We start from the raw sequence: 24,456 nt of genomic DNA on the forward strand, positions 1-24,456 counted from the left end.
AAGCGATTAGCTGCGTCGAAGCTCCGCGCGTGCCAGTTCGGCGTCCTTCAACGAAATAGAGCCAGATGCGTCCGTCCTCGATGATTACAGAGACGCAAAGGCATTCAGAGCATGTAGCCGATATCCGAGGCGCCGGTGGGATACGCGAACATCGTCGTCTTCAAATTGTCGGCCGTTAGGTCGTGGCGGATCGCCAGGGCAAACAGATTAATCACTTCATCAGCGTGCGGTCCGACAAGATGTGCGCCTAGGATACGCCCGGTGTCGTCCTCCACCATCACCTTGAAGCCATAGGTCTTCTCCGCGGCCTGGCGGGCAGTAAACCAGTTGGACGCCATCTGGGACTTGGTCTGGAATTTTAGGCCCTGCTGACGTGCTTCCTCCTCGCTCAGTCCGACAGCAGCGATCGGCGGAATCGTGAAGGCCACGCTCGGCACACCGCGATAGTCCGGTGTATGCCGATTGCCCTCCAAAAGGTTAGCGGCGACCACCTTGCCGTCGTGGCTTGAGACCGGAGTGAGCGGGGGGCCCTGCTGTGCCGCATCGCCGGCGGCGTACACGGCCGGGTTCGAGACGCTCTGGAGGTGCTCATTCAGTTTGAGCCGGCCGTTCTCCGTCGCGATGCCGCCGGTCTCAAGATCAAGCGCGTCGAGCGCGGGCGCCCGACCGGCCGCATGAACAACAAGATCGGCTTCAAACGTCGTGTCGCCGCTTTCTGACGAGGCGCGAACGACAAAGCCCGCACCCTTCTTCTCGATTGCCTGCACTGTGGTCCGCAGGCGCACATCGACCCCGATCTCGCCGAATTTGTCCATGAGCCAGCCGACAAGTTCAGGCTCAAAGTGCGTAAGCATCCGCTCGCCACGTTGAAGGATGGTCACTTGCGCGCCCGCGCGGGCGGCGATGTGGGAAAATTCCGACGCTACATAGCCACCACCGACCAGCACGATCCGTTCTGGCAGTCGCTCCATGGCCAGGAAGTCCTCATTGGTAGCGAAATACTCTTCACCAGGAATGTGCAGCTTTATCGGCTCGGCGCCCGCAGCGATCAAAACGTGACGGGCTTCAAGATTTTCGCTGTCCACCGTCAGACTGTTCCGACCCGCGAAGCGTGCATGGCCGTGATAAGTATGAATGCCCTTTTCTTCGTAACGGTGTTCGTGCTTTTCCGGGACCGGATCAGTGAAAGTGCGCTTGAAGGCAATTAATTCGGGCCAGTCGATATGGACGTCACCGGCAACACCATTGCCACTCATGCGCCGGACATGGTCGAGAGCCGAGGCGCCGCCGACAAGCATCTTTTTCGGGTCGCAGCCGCGCAGGGCGCAGGTGCCGCCGAAAGGCCGGTGGTCGATGACCGCCACGCTCCAACCGGCGGCGCGCACGCGCATCGCAGCGACCATAGCCGCCGTGCCGGTTCCTATGATTATAAGGTCGTATTGGTTGGCCATTGGTCTCTCCTACTTGTTCGTCGTTCACCATTTTGTATGCGTGTTGCCACCATCCGAACGCGGCGGTGACTTCCGGGAGAACACCCGCATGGACCGCAGCGTCATCGTGCCTGCGCTGGCCGCACTAGTCGCAACAGTACGTTTTCGCTCCGCGCGGGCTGGGAAAGTTCACCACAGCGCGCAGATCTGCATCGCCTCGATTTCGAGGTTCGCCAACCGGCCCGGCATCCTCATATGCAGCCACGCTGCGTTCTGGTCGCCCGGGCGAGATGGTGGATTTCAAGTCGAGGACAGAAGCACGCGAATTGGTGTGCGAGCCGTCGCCGTTGATGTCCTGCCAGATGGCCTCACGGGCCGCGGCCGTTCGCTTCGCGCGATCGGCATGCGTTCCAGCGAGGGCTTCCACCCCTTTGTTCTCGTAGAGCTGCAAGTGAATGGCGCTGTTGATCAGAGCGAGATGCGTGAACGCTTGGGGGAAATTACCGAGGAACGCACCGTCGTGTGGACAGACCTCTTCCGCATACAGGCCGAGATCATTGCCCTTAGTTAGGAGGCTCTCGAACAACGAGCGCGCTTCCACCGCTCTATTCAGCGCAAGGAGTGCATCAACTAGCCAAAAGCTGCAGATGAGAAAAGCGCCTTCGCCGCCAGGAACCCCATCAGGGGTCCGGTAGCGCCGGACGTAGTCGCCCTCGCGTAGCCGCCTCTCCACGGCATCCACCGTGCGGGCTAAAAGGTCGGGCGGAACCGGGAGATCGAGCAGCGGGGCCAGCAAGAGTGCGGCGTCTGGCTCCCGGAACCCAAAAGCCTGCGTAAAGTAGCCGCCCTCAGGGTCGATGCCGGGGCCCAGGACCGCCTGAAGCACGGCCTCCCGCTCGGTTTCCCAGACCGGATTTGGCCCCAGGAGACGGATCGCTCGGTCGAGGGCAACCCATGCCATGAGCTTACCGTGAACATGATGCCGCGGTTCGCCGCGCATCTCCCAAATACCCTGATCGGGCTCCCGCCAGTGGACTGCTATATAGTCGGCGGCGCCGCGCAGAATTTGCGTCAGCGTCGTGTCGAGAGGCTCACCAAGCGCATGATACAGAAGTGCCCAGTCGGCAAGTTCGCCGTAGATATCGGCTTGCTTTTGGCGGTAGGCGGCATTGCCGATGCGGACCGGCCGGCTGCCGTCATACCCATCGAGATGGTCCAGCCTTTGTTCGCGGAGCTCCGTCTCACCGCGAATACCATAGAGGATTTGCAGTTCAGGTAATGTCTGCACGCAGCAAAGGCGTAGGAATTGGCAATAGCGGCGGGCTTCACCGCTGTAACCAAGCGCCGCGAATGCTTGGAGCACGAAGGCCGAGTCTCGAAGCCAGCTAAAACGGTAATCCCAATTCCGTTGGCCGCCCGGCTCCTCGGGCAGGGACGTGGTAGGCGCGGCGACTATGGCCCCCGTCGGGGCAAAGGTGAGCAGCTTCAGGGTTAGCGCGCTGCGCCGCACCGCCCCGCCATACGGGCCTTTATATTGGCAGCGGCCGCACCACTCTTGCCAGAAAGCGCTCGTGATCTGCAGTAGTCGAGCGGCCTGACCGGCCGGGGCTGCGGTCGCGGCCGATACGGGCGCAAGCACGAAGGCAAGCCGTTCCCCAGCGGCGACTTCGATCGCTTCGTTGGCGGCCGTGACGCCCTCGGGCGCACCTCCGCACATGTAAAGGGCGACGGCACCGAATGCGCAATCACTCTGAGGCAGCTCGTCCAAGGCGGCGCCGTCGAAGGAGGCTTTTGCCGGACGATACTGGACCCGTATCGTCATGCGGCCCGCCACACCTTCCACAATGCGCACCAGCCAGCCCGGAGCGGACAGGGTGACATAGTCGTCGCTCGTCGCAGCAGGCGCGCGGCCAACCGGCACAAAGTCAGTCACCGCAACTCGGCCGCCGCGCGCCGTCCAAACTGAGCGCAAAATGTTTGTATCGGGAAGGTAGGCCCGCTCCACCTCGGCATCATCTTCGGGACAGATTTCAAAGACCGGGGCCTTTTCAGCGTCCAGAAGGCGCCAAAGGACTGGCTCGGCGTCGAAGCGCTCTGGGCACCACCAGTCGATCCCGCCGTCCCGGGCGACTAATGCTGCGCCATGACAGTCGCCGATGAGTGCGTAATCTCGGATAGGAACGTAGGAACGCCGGCTCGACGCGGCCAAGGGTTCGGCGAATATGTGTGGTGTCAACACGGTTAGCCGCCCTCCCGAAAGGCGGGATACAGCACCATCCCGCCATCCACGAAAAGGGTTGTGCCCACGACATAATCGGAGTCATCGGAAGCCAGCCACACCGCGGCCTTGGCCACATCTTCTGGCTCGCCAATCCGGCCGTAAGGAATGAGTTTGAGCAGTTTCTCCCTCGCTGCCTCGGTTTCCCATGCCTTCTTGTTGATGGCCGTCTTGATCGCACCTGGCGCGATCGCATTCACCCGGATCTTTTCCGCCGCTAGTTCCTGCGCCATTGTCTCCATGAGCAGTTTCAGTCCGCCTTTCGCAGCGGCGTAGCTGGCATGTCCACTCCAAGGTATTGTTTGGTGGACGGAATTAGTGAAAATGATCTTGCCAAGCGCGGGTGAGCGGTCGGGACGAAGCCCCTGTTTACGAAACCGCCTGACGGCCTCCTGCGCGCAAAGGAATTGGCCCGTCAGGTTGACGTCGATAACCATGCGCCAGTCATCCAAGGTCAGCTCTGTAAACGGGGCGTCCCGCTGAATACCAGCATTGGCGACAACGACATCAAGGCCGCCGAACTGGTTCGCCGCCGCATCGAATAACCGGCTGCAATCCTCAGAAATCGACATGTCTCCCTGAATCGCTATCGCGCTGCCTCCGCATGTATTTATCTCTTCAACTACTCGCTCGGCGCCTTCGCGGTCCGATCTATAGTTGACGAGAACCAACGCGCCCGCCTGGGCGAAGGCCCGGGCGATCGCTTCGCCGATGCCCGAACTAGCGCCCGTTACGAATGCCCGGCAGTCCTGAAGTGCTCGGTCTCTCATACATGTTCCTCACTGAGGATGACGCGGCTCGCCGGCGCGGTCAGCCAACGCGTAGAAACTCTTCGGCTGCGGCAGCCAATGCGGCGCTGTAGGCCAGATGGCCAAGCAAACTTCGCATGTGCGTTGCGGCCGGGTACTCTCGGTTCGGTGCCCTAAGCCGAGCTCCGGCGTCACGGGCTCGTTCCGGGATGACCGACATGGTGGTTGCCGACGATAGGAAGGGGTTTCAGGTGGCCGCTTTCTAGAGCCATCTCATATATCGCCACGTGCCAGCGATTGGCTCTATGATAGTTGCGAATGAAGGCGTCGCGCACATCGGTGCGCTGGCTCATGATCGCGAAGTTGTCCCACAGCGTCATGAATCCACGGATGGCGAACCATTGCGCGATCACGATGGCGCGGTCGTTGATGGCGTTCATGTCGACTTCGCGAATATCATCCGGACCCTTCGTTTCCTCCATGGGAGCGGGCAGCGCGTAGCCGCCATCGTCAAGAATCTTCTTCATCTCCTGGATGTTCGGATTGCAGACGTCCTCAAGATAAATCTTGATAGACTCTTTGATCTTCGCATCCTTGGCCGACCCGAGGTAAAGATTGCATTGGCCCATGCACACGAACTCGCGAAGGTATCCCTCGGTCACCGCCACATATTCGCTGGCCGAGAGCGTCTGGCGCTGGCTCCGGGCCTGCTCGTAGTAGCGTTCGGCGTATCCGCTATAGGACGTCTTCCCTTCGGGGCGACCAATCTCGACCTGCTGAGCCATGACAGCTTCCTTTCATCCAGTTAAATTTTCGGGTTAATGACGCGGCGGCCCTCATTGCGGGGACAGGAGGCACAGCCGCGTTTGAAGTACCAGACGAAGCCGACTATTCCGAGTAGGGCTAGAACTCCAGCGGCTACCGGCCAGTAAGGTGTTATAAACGCGAGTGATACGCCGGAGAGCAGCAACAAAGGCAGCCCACAGCAGATGAAATGCAAGACCGCGAAAACCATTATCTTCCCGCCTGAATTGCTTTGTGTGCTCATGGGCATGATTTCGACCAGTCCGCTTGAGGATATGCTATGCTTGCCCGGCTCAAGGAGATGGCCGTAGCTACCATAAAATTGGAAACACACCTGTAGCGGGTACAGGTTCCACGCGCCTGAGACTTTTTTGATGCCGAAAGACTGAACTGGCGAGCTCAGCGTTCCCGCGGAGAAATTTAACCCGCAGCCACGCTCAGCAGGCCAGATGGAATGGCGGCTCATACGTCACAGGGGACCAGGCACGAGCTGCTCCCGTTTGGGCCGCACGCACGGTCACTAAGCTGTCCCATCGGGTGAAGACTGTACAGCGAGGTATGGCGCCTTAGCTATGGCCACGGGGACTTCTCGCCGCTTTTGTCCGTGGCTTTGCCGATCTGGCCGTAGGTTCGCGGAACAAGGTCTCGATGAGCGGGCATTCCGGCTGCGTGCCGTCTCCGCATTGAACGACGACGTTTTTGAGCACGCCCTCCATGCGCTTCAAATCGGCGATCTTCGTCCGCACGTCCTGAAGGTGGGTGGCTGCTACGTTGCTAGCTTCGGCGCATGGTCGGTCGCGCTCTTCGGCCAACCGCAGAAGCTCACGGATCTCTTCCAGGGAAAAGCCAAGTTCGCGAGCTCGCATAACGAAGCGAAGGCGCCGTTCGTGCGTCGAGCTGTAGGCACGATGGCCACCCGAGGTGCGCGGCGGCTCTGGCAAGAGGCCAATCTTTTCGTAGTAGCGCACGGTCTCAATATTGCAGCCCGTCCGTTCGGCAAGCTCTCCCCTCTGGAGGCTTTTTACTGCTGCGTGACCGCTCATCGAATTTCCTTCTTGCACCTGTAGTGACTACAGCCCGTATCATACGATTCGAATCGAATTTCGGCAACGGGAGTAAGGTCTGACTTGATGAATGCATCGCACCCCGCACCGGCGGCGACAACGGCTGCCACCGCGGATTTGCACGCGTCGCAACACGTCGCTGTGGAGCGGCGGCGCTTGGTTGCCGTCGGCGGTATTCCTCGGTGCGGTGGCCACCTCGTCCTGCGGCATCGGATTGCAGATCACCTTCAGCCACGGCATCGGAGCGATGCCGTGGATCGCGAACCTGACGGCGCTCGCGCCCTACAAGCCGCTGTTAGTGGCAGGAACGGCGGCTTTCCTCGAATACCACTTCTACCTTGGTCTGCTGGAAGCTCAGCGGGCTTGAGTCGAAGAAGAAGCTTGCGCGCGGCCTCTCCCCGACGGCGTCGTGAAGTTTAAGCCGGGCTCAACGCCACTCAAACCCAAGGCGACGGCGCGTTTCAGCCGCGCGGCGCGGCCCGACCACTGATCATGGGGGAGATTTGAATATGGCCGCCGTTACTGCCAATTTCGACGGCTCTATTTTCGATGGCTTTCGACAGGGTCGAAAGTCCAGGGGCTTCTGGCTGCCGCGCATCCTGGCGCTTGCGGCGTGCGTGATCGGGCCTCTTCCCTTGATCCTTGACCTGAAATGGGGGGTGCCGATGTCGACCATCGGACCCATCTTCTGGCTGGCGTCGATCCTGCTCACCATCGCCTCCGTCGCACTGGCCAGACGGACCGGTTACCAACGCTTCGTCCGGACAGTCATCGTGGCTCTTCTGGCGGGCTATATGGCAACCGCCACCTACGACGCCAGCAGGGTGGCGGGGATGAGCGCCGGCGTCATCGCCATGGACGAGGCGCTCGACTTTGGGCGGCGCCTCACAGGGCAAGTTGCGCCCGGGGGCCATGGGTCCATGCATGCCGACGAATACGGGACCAGTCCCATGCGCGAGCAAGCCGCGCCGCCTGTTTCGAGCCCGACTGATCCACACGGCTCGGCAGCTCCGCACGAGGACCATCAACCAGGGGCGGGGCCCACCGCAGAGCATAAGCGGGTTTCCTCTCTTAGCCGAGGAGCGACCGTCGCCCTGGGCTACGCTTGGCATTATTGGAGCGGGATCATGTTCAGCCTCTCGTTCCTGATGCTGTTTGGCGGACGGGGATGGAAATGGGCGACACCCTACCTCGTGCTGGTGATTTATCCCGGCATGGTCTTCGCAATGGGGTCCCACACCGTTGCGAATTTCATCTGGGAAGCCGTCGGACACGCGGGCTTCGGTCTTACCTTAGGCATTGTAAGCAGTGCGCTCCTGAGCCGGGGATGAAACGTCAGGAAGGTGCCCTCAGGCTGATGATGGAACAAGCCCAGCTCGGAGATGCGACGGCTTACCGAACTCTCCTGGAACAGCTGAGCTCGCTGCTTCGCGCCTATATGAGGAGCAAGCTGACCCAAATGGGACGGAACGTCGCCGATGCTGAGGACGTCGTCCAGGAAGTGCTATTGGCGGTGCACACCCGACGAGATACCTATGATCCCTCCGAGCCCTTCACGCCGTGGCTGTACGCGATCGCACGCTACAAGCTTATCGACCATCTCCGCCGGAGCAAGATGGCTCATGCCGAGGGGCCGCTCGACGCGGCCGAGGCAATGTCGGACGGGTTCGATCATACGGCGGTGGAGTCCGGAATCGATATGGAAAAACTGCTTGCGACGATTCCCCAACATAGCCAGCGTGTCATTCGCGACGTCAAACTCGACGGACGAAGCGTCGCCGAAGCCGCCGCTCGTGAAGGCATTACTGAGGCGGCCGCGAAAGTCCGGATCCATCGGGGACTCAAGGCGATGACTGTTGCCATCGGCGGGAGGTTGTGGCGTGAAGACCGCTGATCTGATCAACCGGTTGACGGTCGATCTCAAACCCGTTGACTATCGTCGCGCCTCACGCGCCTTAGGCCTCGCATTCGCAGCGGGAAGCCTAGCGGCTGTCGCCGCGATCTGCCTGACACTCGGCCTGCGGCCCGACCTTCGAGAACCCCACGCTCTTGGCTTTCTCTTGCTGAAGCTTGTATTTGCGGCTGGAGTGGCGGCCACCGCCTTCCTGTTGTTGCTCCGGTTCGCCAGGCCGGGGCAAGCACGACGGTCGTCGAACCTTGTGGCGGCGCTACCTTTCGTCGGAATCGTGTTGCTGGCGGCGCTGGACCTTTACGTAACACCTGGCGCACAATGGGCAGCTTTGATTGCTGGTCATGCGTGGCCGAAGTGCCTGGTGATCATCCCGGTTATGGCCGCGGTGCCCTACGCCTTGATGGTGCTGGCGCTGCGCTGGGGGGCGCCCACAGATCTCTGGCGCACGGGCGCACTCGCAGGGCTGCTAGCCGGGGGCGTCAGCGCTAGCGCCTATGCCCTCGCTTGCGGCGACGATTCTCTGCCCTTCGTCGCCTGCTGGTACAGCAGCGCCATCCTGATGTGCGGCTTGATCGGCGGCATGCTCGGACAACGGCTTCTGCGCTGGTAGTTCATCGCGAGGTTTCTGTCCTCGCGGAGAAATCGCCTGCACCTTCCGGTCGAAACCGACATTCGATGTAACCGATCGAGCCGCGCTTGCGAACTTATGTTCGTATGGGCGCCTGTCGGAGGCGCTTGGAGACATCTGGAATTTGCATGCTCGCCAATCCCGTAACTTTGCGTTGTTCCGAGCTGTTTGACAGCCGAACCCATGCTGTCATCGGCATCAGCCCCTTCAACAGCTACTTCTCAGAGATGCGGATTTCTGAGCTTGCCCGGTGGGCGCGCCGAAACTTTACAGGCTTTCACTTCTATGTGCCTGACAGACCCGCTGCGCTCACGCTCGAGGCGCTAGGGTATTCTCCCGCACGCGCGGAGAAGAAGTCGCGACGACAAGCGAATTACCTCGAGAACAAGATCGCTCGCGCGCTTTCGACCGTAGAAGCAGAAGACGAGCTCAGCACCATATTGCTGAACGGTCGCGTTCTCGATGAACATCGCAACTATTCAGCCGGGCACGCTCGTTATCAAGACCTCTTCGCCTCCGATCCCGAGTTCCGAGAAGGTTGTCTTGAGAGTGCAGCATGGGTGCTTGAGAAGCACCCAGATCGAAAGGGCCCCTTGACGCCCACAGCGATTGAGATGGGCGCCCGCTACTTCCTCGCCGAAGTGCCATTCTTTCTGGACACGCCGTGTATTTTGGGCGTGCAGCATTCGGTGTTTTGTTACCATCAGTGCCCCGCTTTTCTGCGCAAGCTACTTGAGACACAACGGGGAGCGATAGCCAGCCCTAACCAGGGCTTTATCGAGGTCACCCCAGTGTCCGGCTAGCGCCATGGGACGTGTTCGAAATTCACTGAGTGAGGCGGGCCGCAGAGAGTCGCCTGTCTTGCTCAGGCGGACCACCGTTGGGCAGCGCCATCCTGCTGCGCGGTGGCATCGCGCCATGCTCGAGCGGCGGCTTCGTCGCTGGCGGTCGGCGGCTCAAGATCTCACGCTCAAGTTCGCGCGACCCAATCACATTCGATGTAACCGATCGAGCCGCGCTTGCGAACTTATGTTCGTAGGGCGCCTGCAGCGCGAGCCGAAGACCTCGCTCGCAACCGTTACAGCATGTCGGCAAAAAATGACGTCGGTGGAAGTTCCAATGGAACCTTCGAGAAAAGGAACAATAGATGAGAAAATCCTTCATCGCCTTGGCCTGTGCGGTGGTTAGCGTCCTGTGGACGACGGCCAGCTTTGCCAACGAGGGCAGGTCGAGGGTTCAACCCGAGACTATAAGCTTGTTCCAAGTCCCCTGGCAGTGCCCCGCGGCTCCGGAGATCGCATGCGGCGGGCTCGCCAAACCGGTTCTCCTCGAACTCGAGCAAAATACGGGAATTGCTGAGGCCTGGATAAACCGGGCCGGGACCGTGCTCGCCGTGGTGGGATCAGACCGGAACCGCGAGGCGCGCACGAAAACCGTTCGCACGCTCCTGCGGGAAATATTCGAGAAGGATGTCGCGACAGAGCTCCAGGGCGAAGCTCGGACGACGGAGCTGGCCAGATTCCGGTCGGGCGCCGCTTGGTACCGAGGCGCCCAGGTGGACACTCTCAGCATGGAGGAAGCCGATATTATCGCCGCCCGGCTCGTGCACCGAATCGAGACGAAGGTGGCGCTCTCCGAAGACAAGGCACGGTTGCTGACGGTGAGCTTCGCCGACATCCTCAAGGCACGTTTCATCCGCAGCTCCGATGCGCCCCGCACAGGCGATCAAAAGCCCCGCGATGAGCAACTTCGAGACATAGCGCGAGCACAGCTCGGCACAGCTGGAGTGTCAGCATTCGAGGAGGCGATTGCGAAGGGAGAACGCCCGGCGCTTGGTGAAAAATAGGGCCTTGCCGCGCACCAGCGGCCCCGAGCAATTGGTCCAGATCGTGGCCGCCGCCGGTCCGTCCTCGTCAAGCAGCTTTCGTGCTGTGCAGGATAAGGGAATAACTATGAAACAACACTACATCACCGAGATTGCTGAAAGTCTCACGCCAGCCAATCAGCCCGAAGGGTTCGGGGAGCTGTTTGTCGTGCTGCTGCGTGAGTTGGCCAAGGGGCGTCCGGTTTCGCGAACGGCGCTTGCGATGGCTCTCGACTGGCCTGCTGAGCGAGTGACTGACGTGCTCGAACGGACTACCAGTACCGAGTACGACAACGATGGGAATATCGTTGGGCACGGCCTCACCTTGCGCGAGACTTCACATATCTTCGAAATTGACGGCGGCCGTCTATACGCCTGGTGCGCACTGGACACATTGATGTTTCCGGCCCTCATTGGCCAGACGGCGCGCGTGTCGTCGCATTGCGCTGCAACCGGAGCACCAGTTTCACTCACGGTTTCGCCGAACGAAATCCGGGATATCGCACCGACCGACGCCGCAGTGTCGTTGGTCCTGCCGCAGGAAACAGCGGACATTCGTCAGTCATTCTGTTGCCACGTCCATTTCTTTGCATCGGTCGTGACGGCGAAAGATTGGGCCTCCAAGCATCAAGGCGTGGAGATCGTAAGCGTCCAAGATGCCTTCCGCTTGGGCCAAGAGCTTAATCGACATATGCTGCAGACCATTCCATCGAGAAAATCGTGATTGGATAACGATTCTACAGCTCGGTATTCGCTTCGTAGGTGCGGATTGCACTCTGCGAAATCTACCCGGGTGGCCCCGCAAAGCAATCAAAGCGGGTGTCAAATGGTCCCCTACACGTAATCTCGTCTGGCCCACTATGCCGGCGTGAGCATCGACCGGCGGGGGCGAGGGTCTTGCCCGTCTCGGGCCTGCGCCATCCCGCGCGTGTTGCCCGAGTCGATCGGGTCTTTGGTGGTTGTCCAGCGCAGCGGCTCGGCCTGTCCTTGGGAACTGCGGTTGCAGGGCTGCCCCGCGATCCTGCCTCGCGGCGAGCAATGCAGGCAAAGGCGACTTTCGCTTCCCGAGATCAAAGCCATGCTGCGGGTTCTGCTTCCGCTTAGAAAGCGCCTTCAGCTCCCGCTGAAAATCAACATTCCATGTAACCGATCGAGCCGCACTTGCGAACTTATGGTGGTAGGGCGCCTGTCGGCGGCGCCTTCAGTGCTAGGCCGCAGACCTCGCTCTGAAATAACACTTGAACCTGTAGGTCCTACAGGCCCTATCTTGAAAAGATCGAGGAGAAAAGGAATGAGTGAGTATGTTCGAACGGCCCCGGCGCGGCTGACCGGCAAACCCGAAGCGGGGACGTCGCAGGGCGGGCAGAAACTGTTGATGGCGGGCGGGATCCTGGCCGCCCTTGGCGCATCGTCTTGCTGCATACTGCCGCTTGTTCTGTTCAGCATTGGCGTGAGCGGGGCGTGGATCGGAAACCTGACTGCGCTTGCGCCTTACCAGCCCGTCTTTGTGGTCGCAGCGCTTGTCTTTCTCGCTGTGGGCTTCTGGCGCGTCTACCGCCAACCGAAGGTGGACTGCGCGGAAGGTAGTGCTTGTGCTCGCCCGGGCGCGAGCCGGATTGCCAAAATCGGGCTGTGGGCTGCGACCGTGCTCGTCTTCGCAGCGATGGCGTTCCCTTACGCTGTGCCGTTCCTTCTCGACCTCTGATGCAACCTTTCAAACCAGGAGACTTGTGACCATGAAGACCTTGATTCGCACTGCAGTGACCGTCGCCGCCTTGACTCTCGCCGGAGGCGCTTACGCCGCCCCTCGGACAGCCACGCTTGCGGTTGAGAATGTGAGCTGCGTGACCTGTGCACCAATCGTAAAAAGAACTCTCTCGCGCATCTCCGGTGTCAGCCAGGTCGCGGTCGTGGAGCGGGACGGTCGGGCCACGGCGACCGTGACCTTCGACGATGAGAAGATCACGGCCGAGGCACTGGCCCAGGCGACCACGAATGCAGGCTATCCTTCGACCGTGACGGGCGTGAAGAGCGTGGCTCTCGCGCGCTGACGTGACCGCAATGAATAGCCGCGCCCTTTTTCGAACCGGCATCATTGGGGCGGTCGTGGCGGCGCTCTGCTGCGCGACCCCAATCCTTGGGATTGCGCTGGGAGCGATCGGGCTCTCAGCGCTGGCGACCAAGGTCGATTATGTCCTGATCCCGGTTCTGGTCGCCTCGCTCGGGCTGGTCGGGATCGGGCTCTACCGACGCAAAGTATCCACCCCGGCCGTCATCGACTGCTGTGAGACGGATAAGAACACAGGAAAGTTCAAGTCATGAGTGATTGCTGCGCTCCGAGCGCAAAGAACGGGAACGGCCGCTACGACCTCATTGTCGTCGGCGCCGGCTCGGCCGGGTTCTCGGCCGCGATTACGGCGGCCGAACAAGGGGCGCAAGTTGCGTTGATCGGCCACGGCACGATCGGAGGGACGTGCGTCAATGTCGGCTGCGTCCCGTCGAAGGCCCTTATCCGGGCCGCAGAAGCGGTGCACCACGCCAACGCCGCACCCAGGTTCGCCGGTATCGCCGCAGAGGCTCGGGTGGCAGACTGGGGTGCGCAGGTCGCCCAAAAGGATGCACTGGTCGCGGGTCTGCGTCAGGCGAAGTACGCCGATCTCCTGCCATCTTACAACAGCGTCGCATATCATGAAGGCCGCGCCCGCCTCGTCGATGGTGGCGTCGAAGCCGGTGGCAAGCGTTTCGCGGCGGAACGTATCATCATCGCCACCGGGACCCGGCCGGCGTTGCCGGCGATCCCGGGCATAACGGACATCTCAATCCTCGATAGCACCACGGCGCTGGAGCTGACCGCACTGCCACGCTCGATGATTGTGCTCGGCGGCGGCTACATCGGCGTTGAGCTAGCGCAAACCTTCGCTCGAGTGGGGGTCGAGGTGACGCTAGTCTTCCGCAGCCGCCTCCTGCCGGAAGCAGAGCCTGAGATCGGGGCGGCCCTCGCCGGTTATCTCGCCGACGAGGGTATCAAGGTCGTCGGCGGTCTGACCTACGAGTCGATCCGTCGGACCGAGGAGGGCGTCGCGCTCACGGTGGTTCGGGAAGGACACACAGAAACGCTCGCGGCCGAGCGGGTTCTGGTTGCGACGGGTCGCGCCCCGAACACCGAAAGCCTTGGCCTTCCGGAAGCAGGGATCGCCCTGACGCCGGTGGGCGCGATCGTGGTCGATGACCGGATGCGCACTTCCAAAGCTGGCGTTTACGCGGCCGGCGATGTGACGGGCAAGGACCAGTTCGTCTACATGGCGGCCTATGGCGCGAAGCTCGCGGCAAAGAACGCGCTCAACGGCGACAGCCTCCGCTACGACAACTCGGCGATGCCCGCGGTAGTCTTTACCGATCCGCAGGTGGGAAGCGTCGGCCTCACGGAAGCGCAGGCGCGCGCCGCCGGGTACAATGTCCGCACTTCCGTGCTTTCGCTCGACAACGTGCCCCGCGCGCTCGCGGCCCGGGATACACGCGGCCTGATCAAGCTTGTGGCGGACGGCGACACACGCAAGCTGCTTGGGGCACACATCCTTGCGCCTGAAGGCGCGGACAGTATCCAGACGGCGACGATGGCGATTCGTGGCGGTCTGACAATCGATGACCTCGCGGAGACGATCTTCCCGTATTTGACCACAGTCGAAGGGCTCAAGCTTGCGGCGCAGACATTTGACCGGGATGTCAAGAAGCTGTCCTGCTGCGCGGGCTGACGATCGGCCAAACGATCAGTCGAGGAAGATGTGATGGCGATCGACGCGACAACATCGGAAGAGTTCAGTGTCGAGATCAGGCCGGGCGTATGCCGCCCGGACTGGTCGGCCGTTACCACGCCGGCCGCACGGCATGCGCTCAGCGGGCGCATGGCGGCGCGGGCGGGACTTTTGGACAAGTGGTCGCAGGCGCTCGAACCGAATGAGGATCTGGTGTGGCGGATGGCCCTCGACCTTTACGCCAAGAACGGTCGGTCGCCTCGCGCTAACGAGATCGCCGCCTGCTCTGACATCTCAGAGGAACGCGTGCGCGTCGTTCTGCACAAGCTGCAATTGCGCGATCTTTTGGGCCTTGAACCCGGCACGGACGCGATCCGCTATGCCTACCCTTTCACGGAGACACAGACAGGTCACCACGTCGCACTGAAGAGCCACACCTTGAACAGCCTCTGCGCCATCGACGCGCTCGGGGTCGGCAGAATGTATCGCAGCGACGTCACGGTCGAGTCCCGCTGCCGGCTAAGCGGTGGCAGTGTCCGGGTGACGACAGGCGATGAGGGTCGTACCTTGCGCAACGTGTCGCCGGCTGGCGCCGTAGTCTGGTACGACTTTGCCTATGAAGGAGGTGCGGCGGCAAACTCTTGTTGCCCGTCGATCGCCTTCTTCTGTTCGGAAGAGCAATTGCGGCGTTGGCTTGATCAGCAGTCGTCACCCCGGCACGGCGTCATGTTGGTGATGGAAGAGGCCCTGGAAGTCGGCCGCGCGATCTTTGGTCCAGTTTTGACAGTGCCCGACCAAGTGTCGGAGGAAGAGTCGCGAGCACCTTCTAAGTCGAGGAAGGTGGTTCTCTGACAATCGAGCTGCGCCATCTTCGCTACTTTATTGCAGCTGCAGAGCGCGGGAGCTTTCGACGCGCAGCGAAGGCGCTTGAGATTCATGAGTCCGCCATCAGCCGGCGTATTCGCGATCTGGAAGATGAACTCGGAGCGGCTCTATTCATTCGGCACCATGGCGGTGTGCACCTCACGCAAGCCGGCCAGAGATTTCTCGTCCGCGCTCGCAAGGCCATCACTCAGATCGGTCATGCGGCTATGGATGTTGGTTCGTTTGGGCGCGGCGAAGCGGGCACCGTGCGCATCGGAATATTCTCGTCGCTTGCATCCGGCTTTCTCGCCGATCTCCTCCGAGCCTATGCTGCGGCGAACCCAACCATCCGCCCCGATCTGATTGAAGGCGGGCCCTCCGGCCACATCGCCGCGATCCAACGACATCACCTGGATGTCGCCTTCCTGACTGGTGAGCCGATCGCGGACGGGTGCGATCTGGCGCATCTTTGGAATGAGCGCGTCTTCGTAGCATTGCCAAACGATGACGGCCTGTCTCGGAATCGCGAGATTTCTTGGACGAGCCTGCGAGACCGACACTTCATCGTCAGTGAGACTGATCCGGGTCCGGAGATCCACGACTACCTGGTGAAGCACCTCGCTGACCTTGGGCACCACCCCAACGTCGAACGCTACCGTGTCGGTCGAGACAACCTCATGAATCTCGTCGCCATGGGTCAGGGCCTCACGCTGACCAGCGAAGCGACTATCGCGGCGCGCTTTCCCGGCGTCGTCTACCGCCCACTGAGCGAAGAGATTCTGCCGTTCTGCGCGATCTGGTCGCCGCACAATGATAATCCGGCTCTACGGCGGTTGCTGAGCCTGGCCAGAACAATGTCGCGACGATCGAACGCCGTCGCAGTGCCGGGACTGATCGCTAATTCTGCGACGTCGAGCCTGAGCTAGCGGGCGGGCGCCCGCGTTCACCGTCACGTCGCGCCTTCGTGAATCCTCGGTCGGTCGCCATGAATCGCTCGATCATCGGTGAAATCAGCTTCACCGGATCGCCCATGGATCTTCCGGTCTCGCGGGCGAGTACCTGGGCATAGGCCACGAGATCGCGGTGAACCGTGGCCGGCAGTTCGAGCGAGACCTTGACCGGCTTGTCATCGGTGATCGGGCCGAGTTTCAACTTCGCCATGTCAGCCTCCGTAGGGTTCGAGCACCAGATCGCGGGTGACGATCACGCGGACCGGGTATCCGGGTCGGATAGTGAGTGTCGGCGCAATGTTGAGCTGGCGGCTAACGATCTGCCGACCGGTCTGACTGACGCTGTCTGATGCGCCTTGACGCAGCGCTCGCACGATGTCGCTGTCCTGGCCAGACGATCCTGCCTCGGCGCCAACGCTGAGGATAGTGGAGAGCGCGGCGGCCTTGAACAGTTCGCCCCAGTGATAGTCGACACCATCCTCAAGGCCGGCATAGCCCTCAGAATCGGCACCCGGCTGACGCTCGAGCACGATCGAGCGGCCGTTCGGCATGATGAGCCGGTTCCAGACAAGCAGCACGCGGCGCTGTCCAAACCCGACGCCGTTATCATACTGGCCGATCAATCGGGTGCCCTGCGGCACGAGCAGTATGCGGCCGGTTGGGCTGTCATAGACGTTCTCGGTCACCTGGGCGGTGATCTGGCCGGGCAGATCAGAGCGGATGCCGGTAATCAGCGCGGCCGAGATCACCGCGCCGCCCTGAAGGATGTTGGGCGATGCCGGCGCCATGACGCGGTCCGGGGAGACAGTCCGCCGATCGGCAGCAGCGTTAAGGAAAGCGAGTTGGCGATCCTGCGCGGTCGGCGTGGCCGGCTGCGGCGCAAGGCCGAGGCTTGTTAGATCGGGCAGAGGCAATTGGGCATTTGGGAGCGGTGTTCCGCTTGGTGACGTCGCTGTCGGCGTGGACGTTACTCTTGTCTCGGTCGAGGCGAACAGCCGCACCGTCCGTGCCGCTTCCACCTCCTGAAGCCGGCGCTGTTCCTCGGCGCTGAGGCCGGGGGTGGGTGTCGACATGCCAGGAACCGGGACTGGTTGACCCCGATTCTGCGCGTCAAGGATGGGACGGCCGAGGTCGCCGGGCAGCGGAGGCCCCAGCACCGGCCCCGTATAATCACGCGGCAAGCCGGCAAGGCCATCGGCAGTCGCCCGATTGTCGGTCGAATATAGTTCCTCGTTCGGGTGGCCGCCGTCGCGGGTCTGGAGGGCGTAGATCAGTGCGCCGCCGATTCCGACGCTGGCGACGAGACCGAGGCCAGCCAGCACCTTCCTCGACAATCGCGTGACCCGCGGCGCCTCGGCGCGTAGCCGCATCGGTGGCGCCGGCTCACCGGCCAAGGGCTGCTCGACGTTCTCCGGTTCAGTCCCTTCCTCCTTCCGGGGATCGCTCTCGCTCACGATGCCGGCCTCCCGTCGGTGCGGGTGATGCGCACGCGCTTCTGGCGATCGCCCGCGCCGAAGCGCAGCTCGGCGGCGGCGAACAGGCGATCGACGATCATGTGGTTGCCGCGGACCCGGTAGTTCACGAGCTCGGAAGTATTGCCCTCCGGCCCGACGACGAAGAGCGGCGGCATCTCGCCCTGTCCGATGCCGCGCGGAAACTCGATGAAGACCTGGCGACCATCGTCGAAGGCGCGGAGCGGTCGCCACGGCGCGCGGTCGCCGTCGATCTCATAGCGAAAATTGACACGGGACAGGTCGATGCCGGTGGCGACGGGCTGGGCGGCCTGGGACTCAGTGTTCTGGCGGCGGAGCGCAATGAGCTGATCGTGGGGATATTGCCAGGAGACCGATGCCATATAGGTACGGTTGGTCGAGCGCAGCTCCATGTGGTAGGTGCGCAGATTGGTGTTGATGACCAGGTTGGTCATCAGCTCGGCGCGCGTGGGTTTCACCAGGATATGGATCTGTCGCGTCGCGCCCGATCCGCTTTCGGTGTCGCCGATGATCCAGCGCACGGTGTCACCGGCCGCCACCGGGCCGGAGCCGACAAGCTGCTCGCCGGGCTGGAGCGCGATGTCGGTGATCTGCCCGACGGCGGTGTAGACCTGATACAGCGCGCCTTGCGTAAACGGATAGACCTGCATCGAGTTGATGAAGCCGTTGCGAACCGGCTGCACGCGGGCGGCGGCGTTGGCCTGATTGACGCGCGCGGCCGGATCGCTCGCCTCCGGTGCGCTCCGCGTCGTCTCGACCGGCTTCAGCTGACCTGGGAGCGGCAGCGGCCGGGGCAGCTCGACCACGGTGACGGGCGCCGGTGGGTCGGCCGCCTGCACAGCGGGCGCTGCGTCGTCATAGCTGATCTCGGGTGGCTTCTGCGTGGTGGCGCAGCCGGCGAGCGCGGTCGTCGCGAGGAGAATGATCGGCAGCGCGGCTTTGCGCAAAACCGGCGATACGTATGTGTGTGAAGCCGGGTCTCCGGCTTTACGGAAAGACGACTTCATTGTCCCAGCTCCCGTGACCAGTTGATGGCGTTGACGTAGATTCCGAGCGGGTTCGCCCGGAGTTTTTCGGCGGTGCGCGGCGGCTGCACGACGATGGTGAGGATGGCGGTCCAGCGCGATGTCTCGGCGAGGGCGCCGTCCTGATAGCGGCGCTCGACCCAGGCGACTCGGAAACTCGTAGGGGACGCGCGGATGACCGACGAGACGTCGACCGAGATTTGCTGCTTGCCGACCTTGGTGAAGGGGTCGTTGGCGCGGGCATAATCGTTGAGCGCCATCGCGCCGGCGGAGGTGGTGAACTCGTAAGCCCGCAGCCAGTTCTGGCGCACGATGATGGCGTCTGCCGGGATCGAGCGGACCTGCTCGATGAAGCGCGCCAGATGCCAGGCCATTTGCGGATCGGTCGGCTGATAGTCGGCAGTGGCGGGCGCGATGGCCTGCGCCTGGCCGAGCCGATCGACTTGAACCACCCAGGGTACGATCGTCCCGCGCGCCGACTGCCAGACAAGCGCCGAAGCGAAGCCAGCGGAGAGGATCAGCGAGCCGAACGCCATCAGCCGCCAGTTCTTCGCCTGCACGCGCGCCGAGCCGATGCGTTCGTCCCAGATCTGGCCGGCACGCTGATAGGGCGTCTCGGGTTCGGGGGATTTGCCATAGTGGGTTGCTGGTCGTTTGAAGAGGCTCATTCAGCGGTCGCTTTCGGAAAGGTTGATGGAAGAGCCGCCGCCGTGGCTGTCGCCAGAGCGAACGGCATGCGCGGCGGCCTGGACGCCATGGGTGAGGTTCTGAGAGCGCTTCATGCGCTTGGCCCAGTCAGGCGGTCCCTGACGGGAGGCGCTCTGGCCGGTGGTGGCGCCGCTGGCGGCCTCGCTGTCGCCGCCAACCGTGCCTGCGGTCGATGTTCCGCCCGTGGCCTCGAAGGCGGACTGAGCGCCGGCCGAGAAGCTCGACTTCATGCTGTCGGCCGCGCGCGACGCGGCGCGTTTCAACGGCGAGGCGGCAGCGGACGCGCCCGCGCGGGCAACGCCGCCGAGACCGGAAGCAACGCCCGCCGCGCCGGACTGGCCGGTGGCGCCGAGGCTGTAGGCGGTGGATGCGCCGCCTGCGATCGCGGCTCCGCCGCGCGCCGCCGCGGCAGCACCGCCGATCGCTGCCGCGCCTCCGGAAGCGACGGCTCCCACTGTGGCGGCGCCGGCTGCGACCATGCCGCCAGCGGCGAGGCCGGTGCCCACGGCGGCGCCTGCGCCAAGCTGCGGGCCGCCGGAGACGAGGCCATTGGCGATGCCGGGCCCAAAGATGCCGAGACCGAGGAGGCTCAGCGCCGCGAGCACGATCGCCATGGCCTGATCGATCGTCGGTGTCGCGCCGCCAAAGCCTGCGGTGAATTCTGAAAACAGCGTCGAGCCGATGCCGATGATGACGGCCAGCACCAGCACTTTGATGCCGCTCGAGATCACATTGCCGAGGACACGTTCCGCCATAAAGGCGGATTTGCCGAACAGTCCGAAGGGGATCAGGACGAAGCCTGCCAGCGTTGTCAGCTTGAACTCGATCAGCGTGACGAAGAGCTGAATCGCGAGAATAAAGAAGGCGAGCAGCACCAGCGCCCAGGCCAGGAACATGCAGGCGATCTGGATGAAATTCTCGAAGAACGACCAGTAGCCCATGAGGCCAGAGATTGAATCAAGGAGCGGCCGGCCGGCGTCGAGCCCGGTCTGCGCCACCTTGCCGGGACGCAGCAGATCGGCGGTGGTGAAGCCCGTGCCGCTCGCCTTCAACCCGAGCCCGGCGAAGCTCTCGAAGACGATACGGGCGAGATTGTTCCAGTTGCTGATGATGTAGGCGAACACCCCGACGAACAGGGTCTTCTTGACCAGCCGCGCCATGATGTCGTCGTCCGCGCCCCAGCTCCAGAACAGGGCGGCGAGCGTCACGTCGATGACGATCAGCGTGGTCGCGATGAACGCGACTTCGCCGCTCAGCAGACCGAAGCCGGAATCGATGTAGCGGGTGAAGACCTCCAGGAAGTGGTCGATGACGCCAGTGCCGCCCATGATGCTATCTGGCCTCTTCGGGTTGGAGCGGAACTGCGGGCGCCGGGCTAGTCGTCGCCGCCGGGCGCGGCGACTGCGGCGCTTCGGGCAACCGCTCGGCGGGGCGAGCCCCGGGAGCCAGGAAGCGGCGACGGTTCTCGGCCCAGGCGCGCAGGCAGGAACGGTCACGCGGACCGGCCTCACCAATTCCAGCGCAGCGGATGAGTTCGGCCCGCAGCGGATCGACGCTCTCGGCGTCGGCTCGATCGACGCTCTGGTAGATCGGCGTGTCCTCTTTCCGGGTCATCTCGATCGCCGTGGCGGTGACGGCCGCGGCGATGAAGACGATGGCGCCGACACGGGCGAGCATCTTTCCGTCCATGCTCGCCTCCGTCAGTTGCCGTTCTGGAACATCCGGGCATTGCCGGGCTGATAGCCGGAGCCCGGGGTGAGGAAGCGACGGCGCTGTTCACGGCCCTGTTCGGCCGCCGCGGCTTGCTCGGCGGACTGAAGCGCCTGTGCCCGACCATTGGCCGCGACGACCGCTGTGAGATCCGTGAGCTGCTGGGCCTGAAGCGCGAGAAGCTGGTTGCCGGCCTGCGTCGCTTGGAGGGCGCCGGTCGCGCCCTGGCTCTGGCCGACCAACGCCGACATTTGCGTCCGGTTGTTATCGATGTTGCCGACGACGCCGGCCTGGACGCGCATGGAGTCCTGCAGGCCGCCGACCGTATTCTGCCAGCGCGTCCGGGCATCGGTGACGAGTTGCTGGTCCGAAGCGGACAGCGAGACATTGCCGTATTGCTGCTGGAAGGCCCGGTCGATCGACTGAACATCGAAGGCGATGTTCTGCGCCTGGTTGAGCAACTGCTGGGTCCGCTGAACGGACTGCTGAAGCTGCTGGAGCGACGAGAATGGCAGGCTCGCGAGATTGCGGGCCTGGTTGATCAGCATCGTCGCCTCGTTCTGAAGCGATGTGATCTGGTTGTTGATCTGCTGCAGAGCGCGGGTCGCTGTCAGAACGTTCTGCGCATAATTGGTCGGATCGTAGACGATCCATTGCGCCGCGGCCGGAGGTGCGAGCATCGGCGACAGCGCCAGCGGTGCCGCTAGGATGGATAGAGCGAGCCGGGCGGCGCGCGTGCGGGAGCGAAAACGGGTCATGACGATACCTCCTGGCTGGTGGGAATGACGGTCTGGGGGATGACATTGGTGAGGTCGGCGATGAGATCCGCCGCCCAGCCGAGCGAGCATTGGGCGAGCCATTCGTGCAGGAATCCGTCACGGCCCGACCGGGCGAACACCTCGGCGATCAGCGCCTGATGCTGTTTCGAGGACGCGGCGCAGAGCGCCAGCGCGACATCGGACAGGCCCAGCTCGAACAGCCGGTTACCGCGTCGCGACTGGCAGTAGTAGTCGCGCTTCGGCATGGCCCGCGCGAGGATCTCGATCTGGCGCTCGTTGAGACCGAAGCGGCGATAGATCGCGGTGATCTGCGGCTCGATCGCGCGTTCGTTCGGCAGCAGCAGACGGGTCTGGCAGCTTTCAATGATCGCCGGCGCGATGGTGGAATTGTCGATGTCTGACAGCGACTGCGTAGCGAAGATGACGCTGGCGTTCTTCTTGCGCAGCGTCTTCAGCCACTCGCGAAGCTGGCCGGCGAAACCCTCGTCGTCGAGCGCGAGCCAGCCTTCATCGACAATGAGCAGGGTCGGCCGGCCGTCAAGCCGGTCCTCGATGCGATGGAAAAGATAGGCCAGGACCGCAGGCGCGGCGCCGGTGCCGATCAAACCCTCGGTCTCGAAGGCTTGCACCGTTGCTTCACCCAGATGCTCGGCTTCGGCGTCGAGCAGCCGGCCATAGGGACCGCCGACGCAATAGGGCCGCAGCGCCTGTTTCAGATCGTTCGATTGCAGCAGGACAGCCAAGCCGGTGATGGTGCGTTCGTTGATCGGAGCGGAGGCCAGCGAGCTCAGCGCCGACCAGAGATGCTCCTTAACGTCGGGCGTAATCAGTACGCCCTCGCGCATCAGGATCGCGACGATCCAGTCCGCCGCCCAAGCGCGCTCTTGCACCTCGTGGATTCCGGCGAGCGGCTGAAGAGAGACGGAGGAATCCGATCCTTCGGTCAGGCCACCGCCGAGATCGTGCCAGTCGCCACGCATCGCCAGCGCCGCCGCGCGGATCGAGCCGCCGAAGTCGAAGGCGAAAACTTGGGCGTCCCGGTAGCGCCGAAATTGAAGCGCCATCAGGGCCAGCAGCACTGACTTGCCGGCGCCGGTCGGTCCGACGACGAGCGTGTGGCCGACGTCGCCGACATGAAGGGAAAACCGGAACGGGGTGCTTCCCTCGGTCTTGCCATAGAGCAAGGGGGGCGACCCGAAGTGCTCATCCCGTTCCGGCCCCGCCCACACCGCCGAGAGCGGGATCATGTGGGCGAGATTGAGCGTGGAAATTGGCGGTTGCCGGACATTGGCGTAGACGTGGCCCGGCAGAGAGCCGAGCCAGGCGTCCACGGCATTGATCGTCTCGGGCATTGCCGTGAAGTCGCGGCCCTGGACGATCTTCTCGACCAGCCGCAGCTTTTCGGCGGCGATCCGCGAATCCTCATCCCAGACCGTGACGGTCGCCGTCACATAGGCCTGGCCGGCGTAGTCGGCGCCGAGTTCCTGAAGGGCGAGGTCCGCATCCGCCGCCTTGTTGGCGGCGTCGGTGTCCACGAGGACGGAGGCCTCGTTGGTCATCACCTCCTTTAGGATGGCGGCGATCGACTTGCGCTTGGCGAACCATTGCCGCCGGATCTTCGTGAGCAGCTTGGTCGCATCGGTCTTGTCGAGCAGGATGGCGCGCGTCGACCAGCGATAGGGAAAGGCGAGCCGATTGAGATCGTCGAGCAATCCGGGCGTGGTCACTGTGGGAAAACCGATGATGGTGAGCACGCGCAGATGCGCCGTTCCCAGTATCGGCTCCAGCCCGCCGGTGAGCGTCTGGTCGGCGATCAGGGCATCGAGATACATCGGTGTCTCGGGAACGCGGACGCGGTGGCGTTTGGTCGAGACGCAGGAATGCAGGTAGGTCAGCGTCTCGCCGTCATTGAGCCAGACGCATTCCGGCATGAAGCCTTCGACGAGCTGCAGCACGCGATCGGTGCGGTCGATGAAGCCGCGCACGATCTCATGGACGTCGACGCCCGATTGCTCGCGGCCCTCGTAGAGCCAGGCCTCGGAACGCGCTGCATCTTCGGCGGGCGGCAGATAGAGGAAGGTCAGGAAGTAGCTGGACTCGAAATGCGTGCCCGCTTCCTCGAAATCGGCCTTCCTCTCGGCATCCAGCAGACCGGACGCTGAATCCGGAAACATGCTTGAGGGATAGGTCGCGGCGGCATGGCGCTGCGCCTCGACGAAGATCGACCAGCCGGAGCCGAGACGCCGGAAGGCGTTGTTGAGCCGGCCGGCGACGGCGACTAGTTCGGCCGGCACGGCGGAATCCATGTCCGGGCCACGGAATCGGGCCGAGCGCTGCAGCGAGCCGTCCTTGTTGAGAACGACGCCTTCGCCAACCAGGGCGACCCAGGGCAGGAAGTCGGCGAGCCGAGTGTTGCGATTGCGATATTCGGCAAGATTCAACATTG

The 24,456-nt window shown here is 62.9% G+C and carries 26 protein-coding genes and 1 pseudogene; 14 read left to right on the forward strand and 13 right to left on the reverse strand.

All coding sequences use genetic code 11. From position 1 onward, the window contains the following. Nucleotides 1-104: 104 nt before the first annotated feature. The 5 genes from GGR89_RS17540 to GGR89_RS17560 all read right to left on the reverse strand — a co-directional run bounded on the left by GGR89_RS17540 (nucleotide 105) and on the right by GGR89_RS17560 (nucleotide 6,304). A complete protein-coding gene (locus GGR89_RS17540) occupies nucleotides 105-1,451 on the reverse strand; it encodes a dihydrolipoyl dehydrogenase family protein (protein WP_151606919.1) in 1,347 nt (448 codons plus the stop codon). A 124-nt stretch (nucleotides 1,452-1,575) separates the two neighbouring features. Then, a complete protein-coding gene (locus GGR89_RS17545; protein WP_167713016.1) occupies nucleotides 1,576-3,639 on the reverse strand; it encodes a glycoside hydrolase family 15 protein in 2,064 nt (687 codons plus the stop codon). Nucleotides 3,640-3,671: 32 nt separating this feature from the next. Beyond that, on the reverse strand, nucleotides 3,672-4,478 hold the full coding sequence (locus GGR89_RS17550; protein ID WP_151606915.1) for an SDR family oxidoreductase: 807 nt from the start codon (nucleotides 4,476-4,478) through the stop codon (nucleotides 3,672-3,674). 170 nt (nucleotides 4,479-4,648) lie between these two features. Then, entirely contained in the window at nucleotides 4,649-5,242 is a 594-nt protein-coding gene (locus GGR89_RS17555; protein ID WP_151606913.1) for a DUF3231 family protein, read from the reverse strand. Nucleotides 5,243-5,827: 585 nt separating this feature from the next. Beyond that, on the reverse strand, nucleotides 5,828-6,304 hold the full coding sequence (locus tag GGR89_RS17560) for a MerR family transcriptional regulator (protein ID WP_151606912.1): 477 nt from the start codon (nucleotides 6,302-6,304) through the stop codon (nucleotides 5,828-5,830). Nucleotides 6,305-6,395: 91 nt separating this feature from the next. Here GGR89_RS17560 and GGR89_RS17565 point away from each other — a divergent pair, with 91 nt between their 5' ends. The 14 genes and pseudogenes from GGR89_RS17565 (at nucleotide 6,396) to GGR89_RS17625 (ending at nucleotide 16,271) form a co-directional block, all read left to right on the forward strand. Beyond that, nucleotides 6,396-6,692, forward strand: coding sequence for a hypothetical protein (locus GGR89_RS17565; RefSeq protein WP_151606910.1), 297 nt, complete (start codon nucleotides 6,396-6,398; stop codon nucleotides 6,690-6,692). Nucleotides 6,693-6,834: 142 nt separating this feature from the next. Next, nucleotides 6,835-7,656 (forward strand): hypothetical protein, encoded by an 822-nt coding sequence (locus tag GGR89_RS17570; protein ID WP_151606908.1) that lies wholly within the window; start codon nucleotides 6,835-6,837, stop codon nucleotides 7,654-7,656. After that, the gene (locus GGR89_RS17575) at nucleotides 7,653-8,219 is read left to right on the forward strand and encodes a sigma-70 family RNA polymerase sigma factor (RefSeq protein WP_151606907.1); all 567 of its coding nucleotides are present in this window, start codon (nucleotides 7,653-7,655) and stop codon (nucleotides 8,217-8,219) included. Before GGR89_RS17570 ends, GGR89_RS17575 begins: the two co-directional genes overlap by 4 nt. Beyond that, nucleotides 8,206-8,847: an NrsF family protein gene (locus GGR89_RS17580; protein ID WP_151606905.1), complete on the forward strand. Its 642-nt coding sequence runs from the start codon at nucleotides 8,206-8,208 to the stop codon at nucleotides 8,845-8,847. Before GGR89_RS17575 ends, GGR89_RS17580 begins: the two co-directional genes overlap by 14 nt. Nucleotides 8,848-8,993: 146 nt before the next feature. After that, nucleotides 8,994-9,668 carry a tRNA-dependent cyclodipeptide synthase gene (locus GGR89_RS17585; protein WP_167713018.1) on the forward strand — a complete coding sequence of 225 codons (675 nt, stop codon included), beginning with the start codon at nucleotides 8,994-8,996 and terminating at the stop codon, nucleotides 9,666-9,668. A 344-nt stretch (nucleotides 9,669-10,012) separates the two neighbouring features. Next, on the forward strand, nucleotides 10,013-10,711 hold the full coding sequence (locus tag GGR89_RS17590; protein ID WP_151606901.1) for a hypothetical protein: 699 nt from the start codon (nucleotides 10,013-10,015) through the stop codon (nucleotides 10,709-10,711). Nucleotides 10,712-10,817: 106 nt separating this feature from the next. Further along, on the forward strand, nucleotides 10,818-11,453 hold the full coding sequence (gene merB / locus GGR89_RS17595; RefSeq protein ID WP_151606899.1) for an organomercurial lyase MerB: 636 nt from the start codon (nucleotides 10,818-10,820) through the stop codon (nucleotides 11,451-11,453). Nucleotides 11,454-12,020: 567 nt separating this feature from the next. Next, a complete protein-coding gene (locus GGR89_RS17600) occupies nucleotides 12,021-12,434 on the forward strand; it encodes a mercuric transporter MerT family protein (RefSeq protein ID WP_151606897.1) in 414 nt (137 codons plus the stop codon). Between the two features lie 31 nt (nucleotides 12,435-12,465). After that, on the forward strand, nucleotides 12,466-12,780 hold the full coding sequence (locus tag GGR89_RS17605; protein ID WP_151606895.1) for a cation transporter: 315 nt from the start codon (nucleotides 12,466-12,468) through the stop codon (nucleotides 12,778-12,780). Between the two features lie 10 nt (nucleotides 12,781-12,790). Next, nucleotides 12,791-13,051 (forward strand): mercury resistance system transport protein MerF, encoded by a 261-nt coding sequence (merF, locus tag GGR89_RS17610; protein WP_151606893.1) that lies wholly within the window; start codon nucleotides 12,791-12,793, stop codon nucleotides 13,049-13,051. Continuing rightward, entirely contained in the window at nucleotides 13,048-14,481 is a 1,434-nt protein-coding gene (gene merA, locus GGR89_RS17615) for a mercury(II) reductase (RefSeq protein ID WP_069612007.1), read from the forward strand. The genes merF and merA overlap by 4 nt, the downstream gene beginning before the upstream one ends. Nucleotides 14,482-14,514: 33 nt before the next feature. Further along, the gene (merB, locus tag GGR89_RS17620) at nucleotides 14,515-15,333 is read left to right on the forward strand and encodes an organomercurial lyase (RefSeq protein WP_069612008.1); all 819 of its coding nucleotides are present in this window, start codon (nucleotides 14,515-14,517) and stop codon (nucleotides 15,331-15,333) included. Nucleotides 15,334-15,362: 29 nt separating this feature from the next. Next, a pseudogene (locus GGR89_RS22400) lies at nucleotides 15,363-15,461 on the forward strand (helix-turn-helix domain-containing protein); the annotation flags it as partial. Nucleotides 15,462-15,572: 111 nt separating this feature from the next. After that, nucleotides 15,573-16,271: a LysR family substrate-binding domain-containing protein gene (locus tag GGR89_RS17625; RefSeq protein ID WP_245201715.1), complete on the forward strand. Its 699-nt coding sequence runs from the start codon at nucleotides 15,573-15,575 to the stop codon at nucleotides 16,269-16,271. On the opposite strand, the gene GGR89_RS17630 is transcribed toward GGR89_RS17625, so the two are convergent. From GGR89_RS17630 to trbE, 8 genes are all read right to left on the reverse strand, one after another. Next, on the reverse strand, nucleotides 16,243-16,506 hold the full coding sequence (locus GGR89_RS17630) for a DUF2274 domain-containing protein (protein ID WP_069612011.1): 264 nt from the start codon (nucleotides 16,504-16,506) through the stop codon (nucleotides 16,243-16,245). The genes GGR89_RS17625 and GGR89_RS17630 overlap by 29 nt on opposite strands. Before the next feature lies 1 nt (nucleotide 16,507). Beyond that, nucleotides 16,508-17,665, reverse strand: a complete 1,158-nt coding sequence (locus GGR89_RS17635; protein WP_209092362.1) for a TraB/TrbI/VirB10 family type IV secretion system protein — start codon at nucleotides 17,663-17,665, stop codon at nucleotides 16,508-16,510. An 80-nt stretch (nucleotides 17,666-17,745) separates the two neighbouring features. Further along, nucleotides 17,746-18,795 carry a P-type conjugative transfer protein TrbG gene (gene trbG / locus GGR89_RS17640; protein WP_069612013.1) on the reverse strand — a complete coding sequence of 350 codons (1,050 nt, stop codon included), beginning with the start codon at nucleotides 18,793-18,795 and terminating at the stop codon, nucleotides 17,746-17,748. After that, on the reverse strand, nucleotides 18,792-19,481 hold the full coding sequence (trbF, locus tag GGR89_RS17645) for a conjugal transfer protein TrbF (RefSeq protein ID WP_069612014.1): 690 nt from the start codon (nucleotides 19,479-19,481) through the stop codon (nucleotides 18,792-18,794). Before trbF ends, trbG begins: the two co-directional genes overlap by 4 nt. Next, on the reverse strand, nucleotides 19,482-20,849 hold the full coding sequence (gene trbL, locus GGR89_RS17650; protein WP_069612015.1) for a P-type conjugative transfer protein TrbL: 1,368 nt from the start codon (nucleotides 20,847-20,849) through the stop codon (nucleotides 19,482-19,484). It abuts the gene before it with no gap. A 4-nt stretch (nucleotides 20,850-20,853) separates the two neighbouring features. After that, nucleotides 20,854-21,210, reverse strand: coding sequence for a putative entry exclusion protein TrbK-alt (gene trbK-alt / locus GGR89_RS17655; protein ID WP_069612016.1), 357 nt, complete (start codon nucleotides 21,208-21,210; stop codon nucleotides 20,854-20,856). A gap of 11 nt (nucleotides 21,211-21,221) precedes the next feature. Continuing rightward, entirely contained in the window at nucleotides 21,222-21,989 is a 768-nt protein-coding gene (trbJ, locus tag GGR89_RS17660) for a P-type conjugative transfer protein TrbJ (protein WP_069612017.1), read from the reverse strand. After that, on the reverse strand, nucleotides 21,986-24,454 hold the full coding sequence (gene trbE, locus GGR89_RS17665) for a conjugal transfer protein TrbE (RefSeq protein ID WP_069612018.1): 2,469 nt from the start codon (nucleotides 24,452-24,454) through the stop codon (nucleotides 21,986-21,988). Before trbE ends, trbJ begins: the two co-directional genes overlap by 4 nt. Nucleotides 24,455-24,456 lie beyond the last annotated feature (2 nt).

Source organism: Sphingomonas trueperi (genome assembly GCF_011927635.1).
Lineage (GTDB): Bacteria > Pseudomonadota > Alphaproteobacteria > Sphingomonadales > Sphingomonadaceae > Sphingomonas > Sphingomonas trueperi.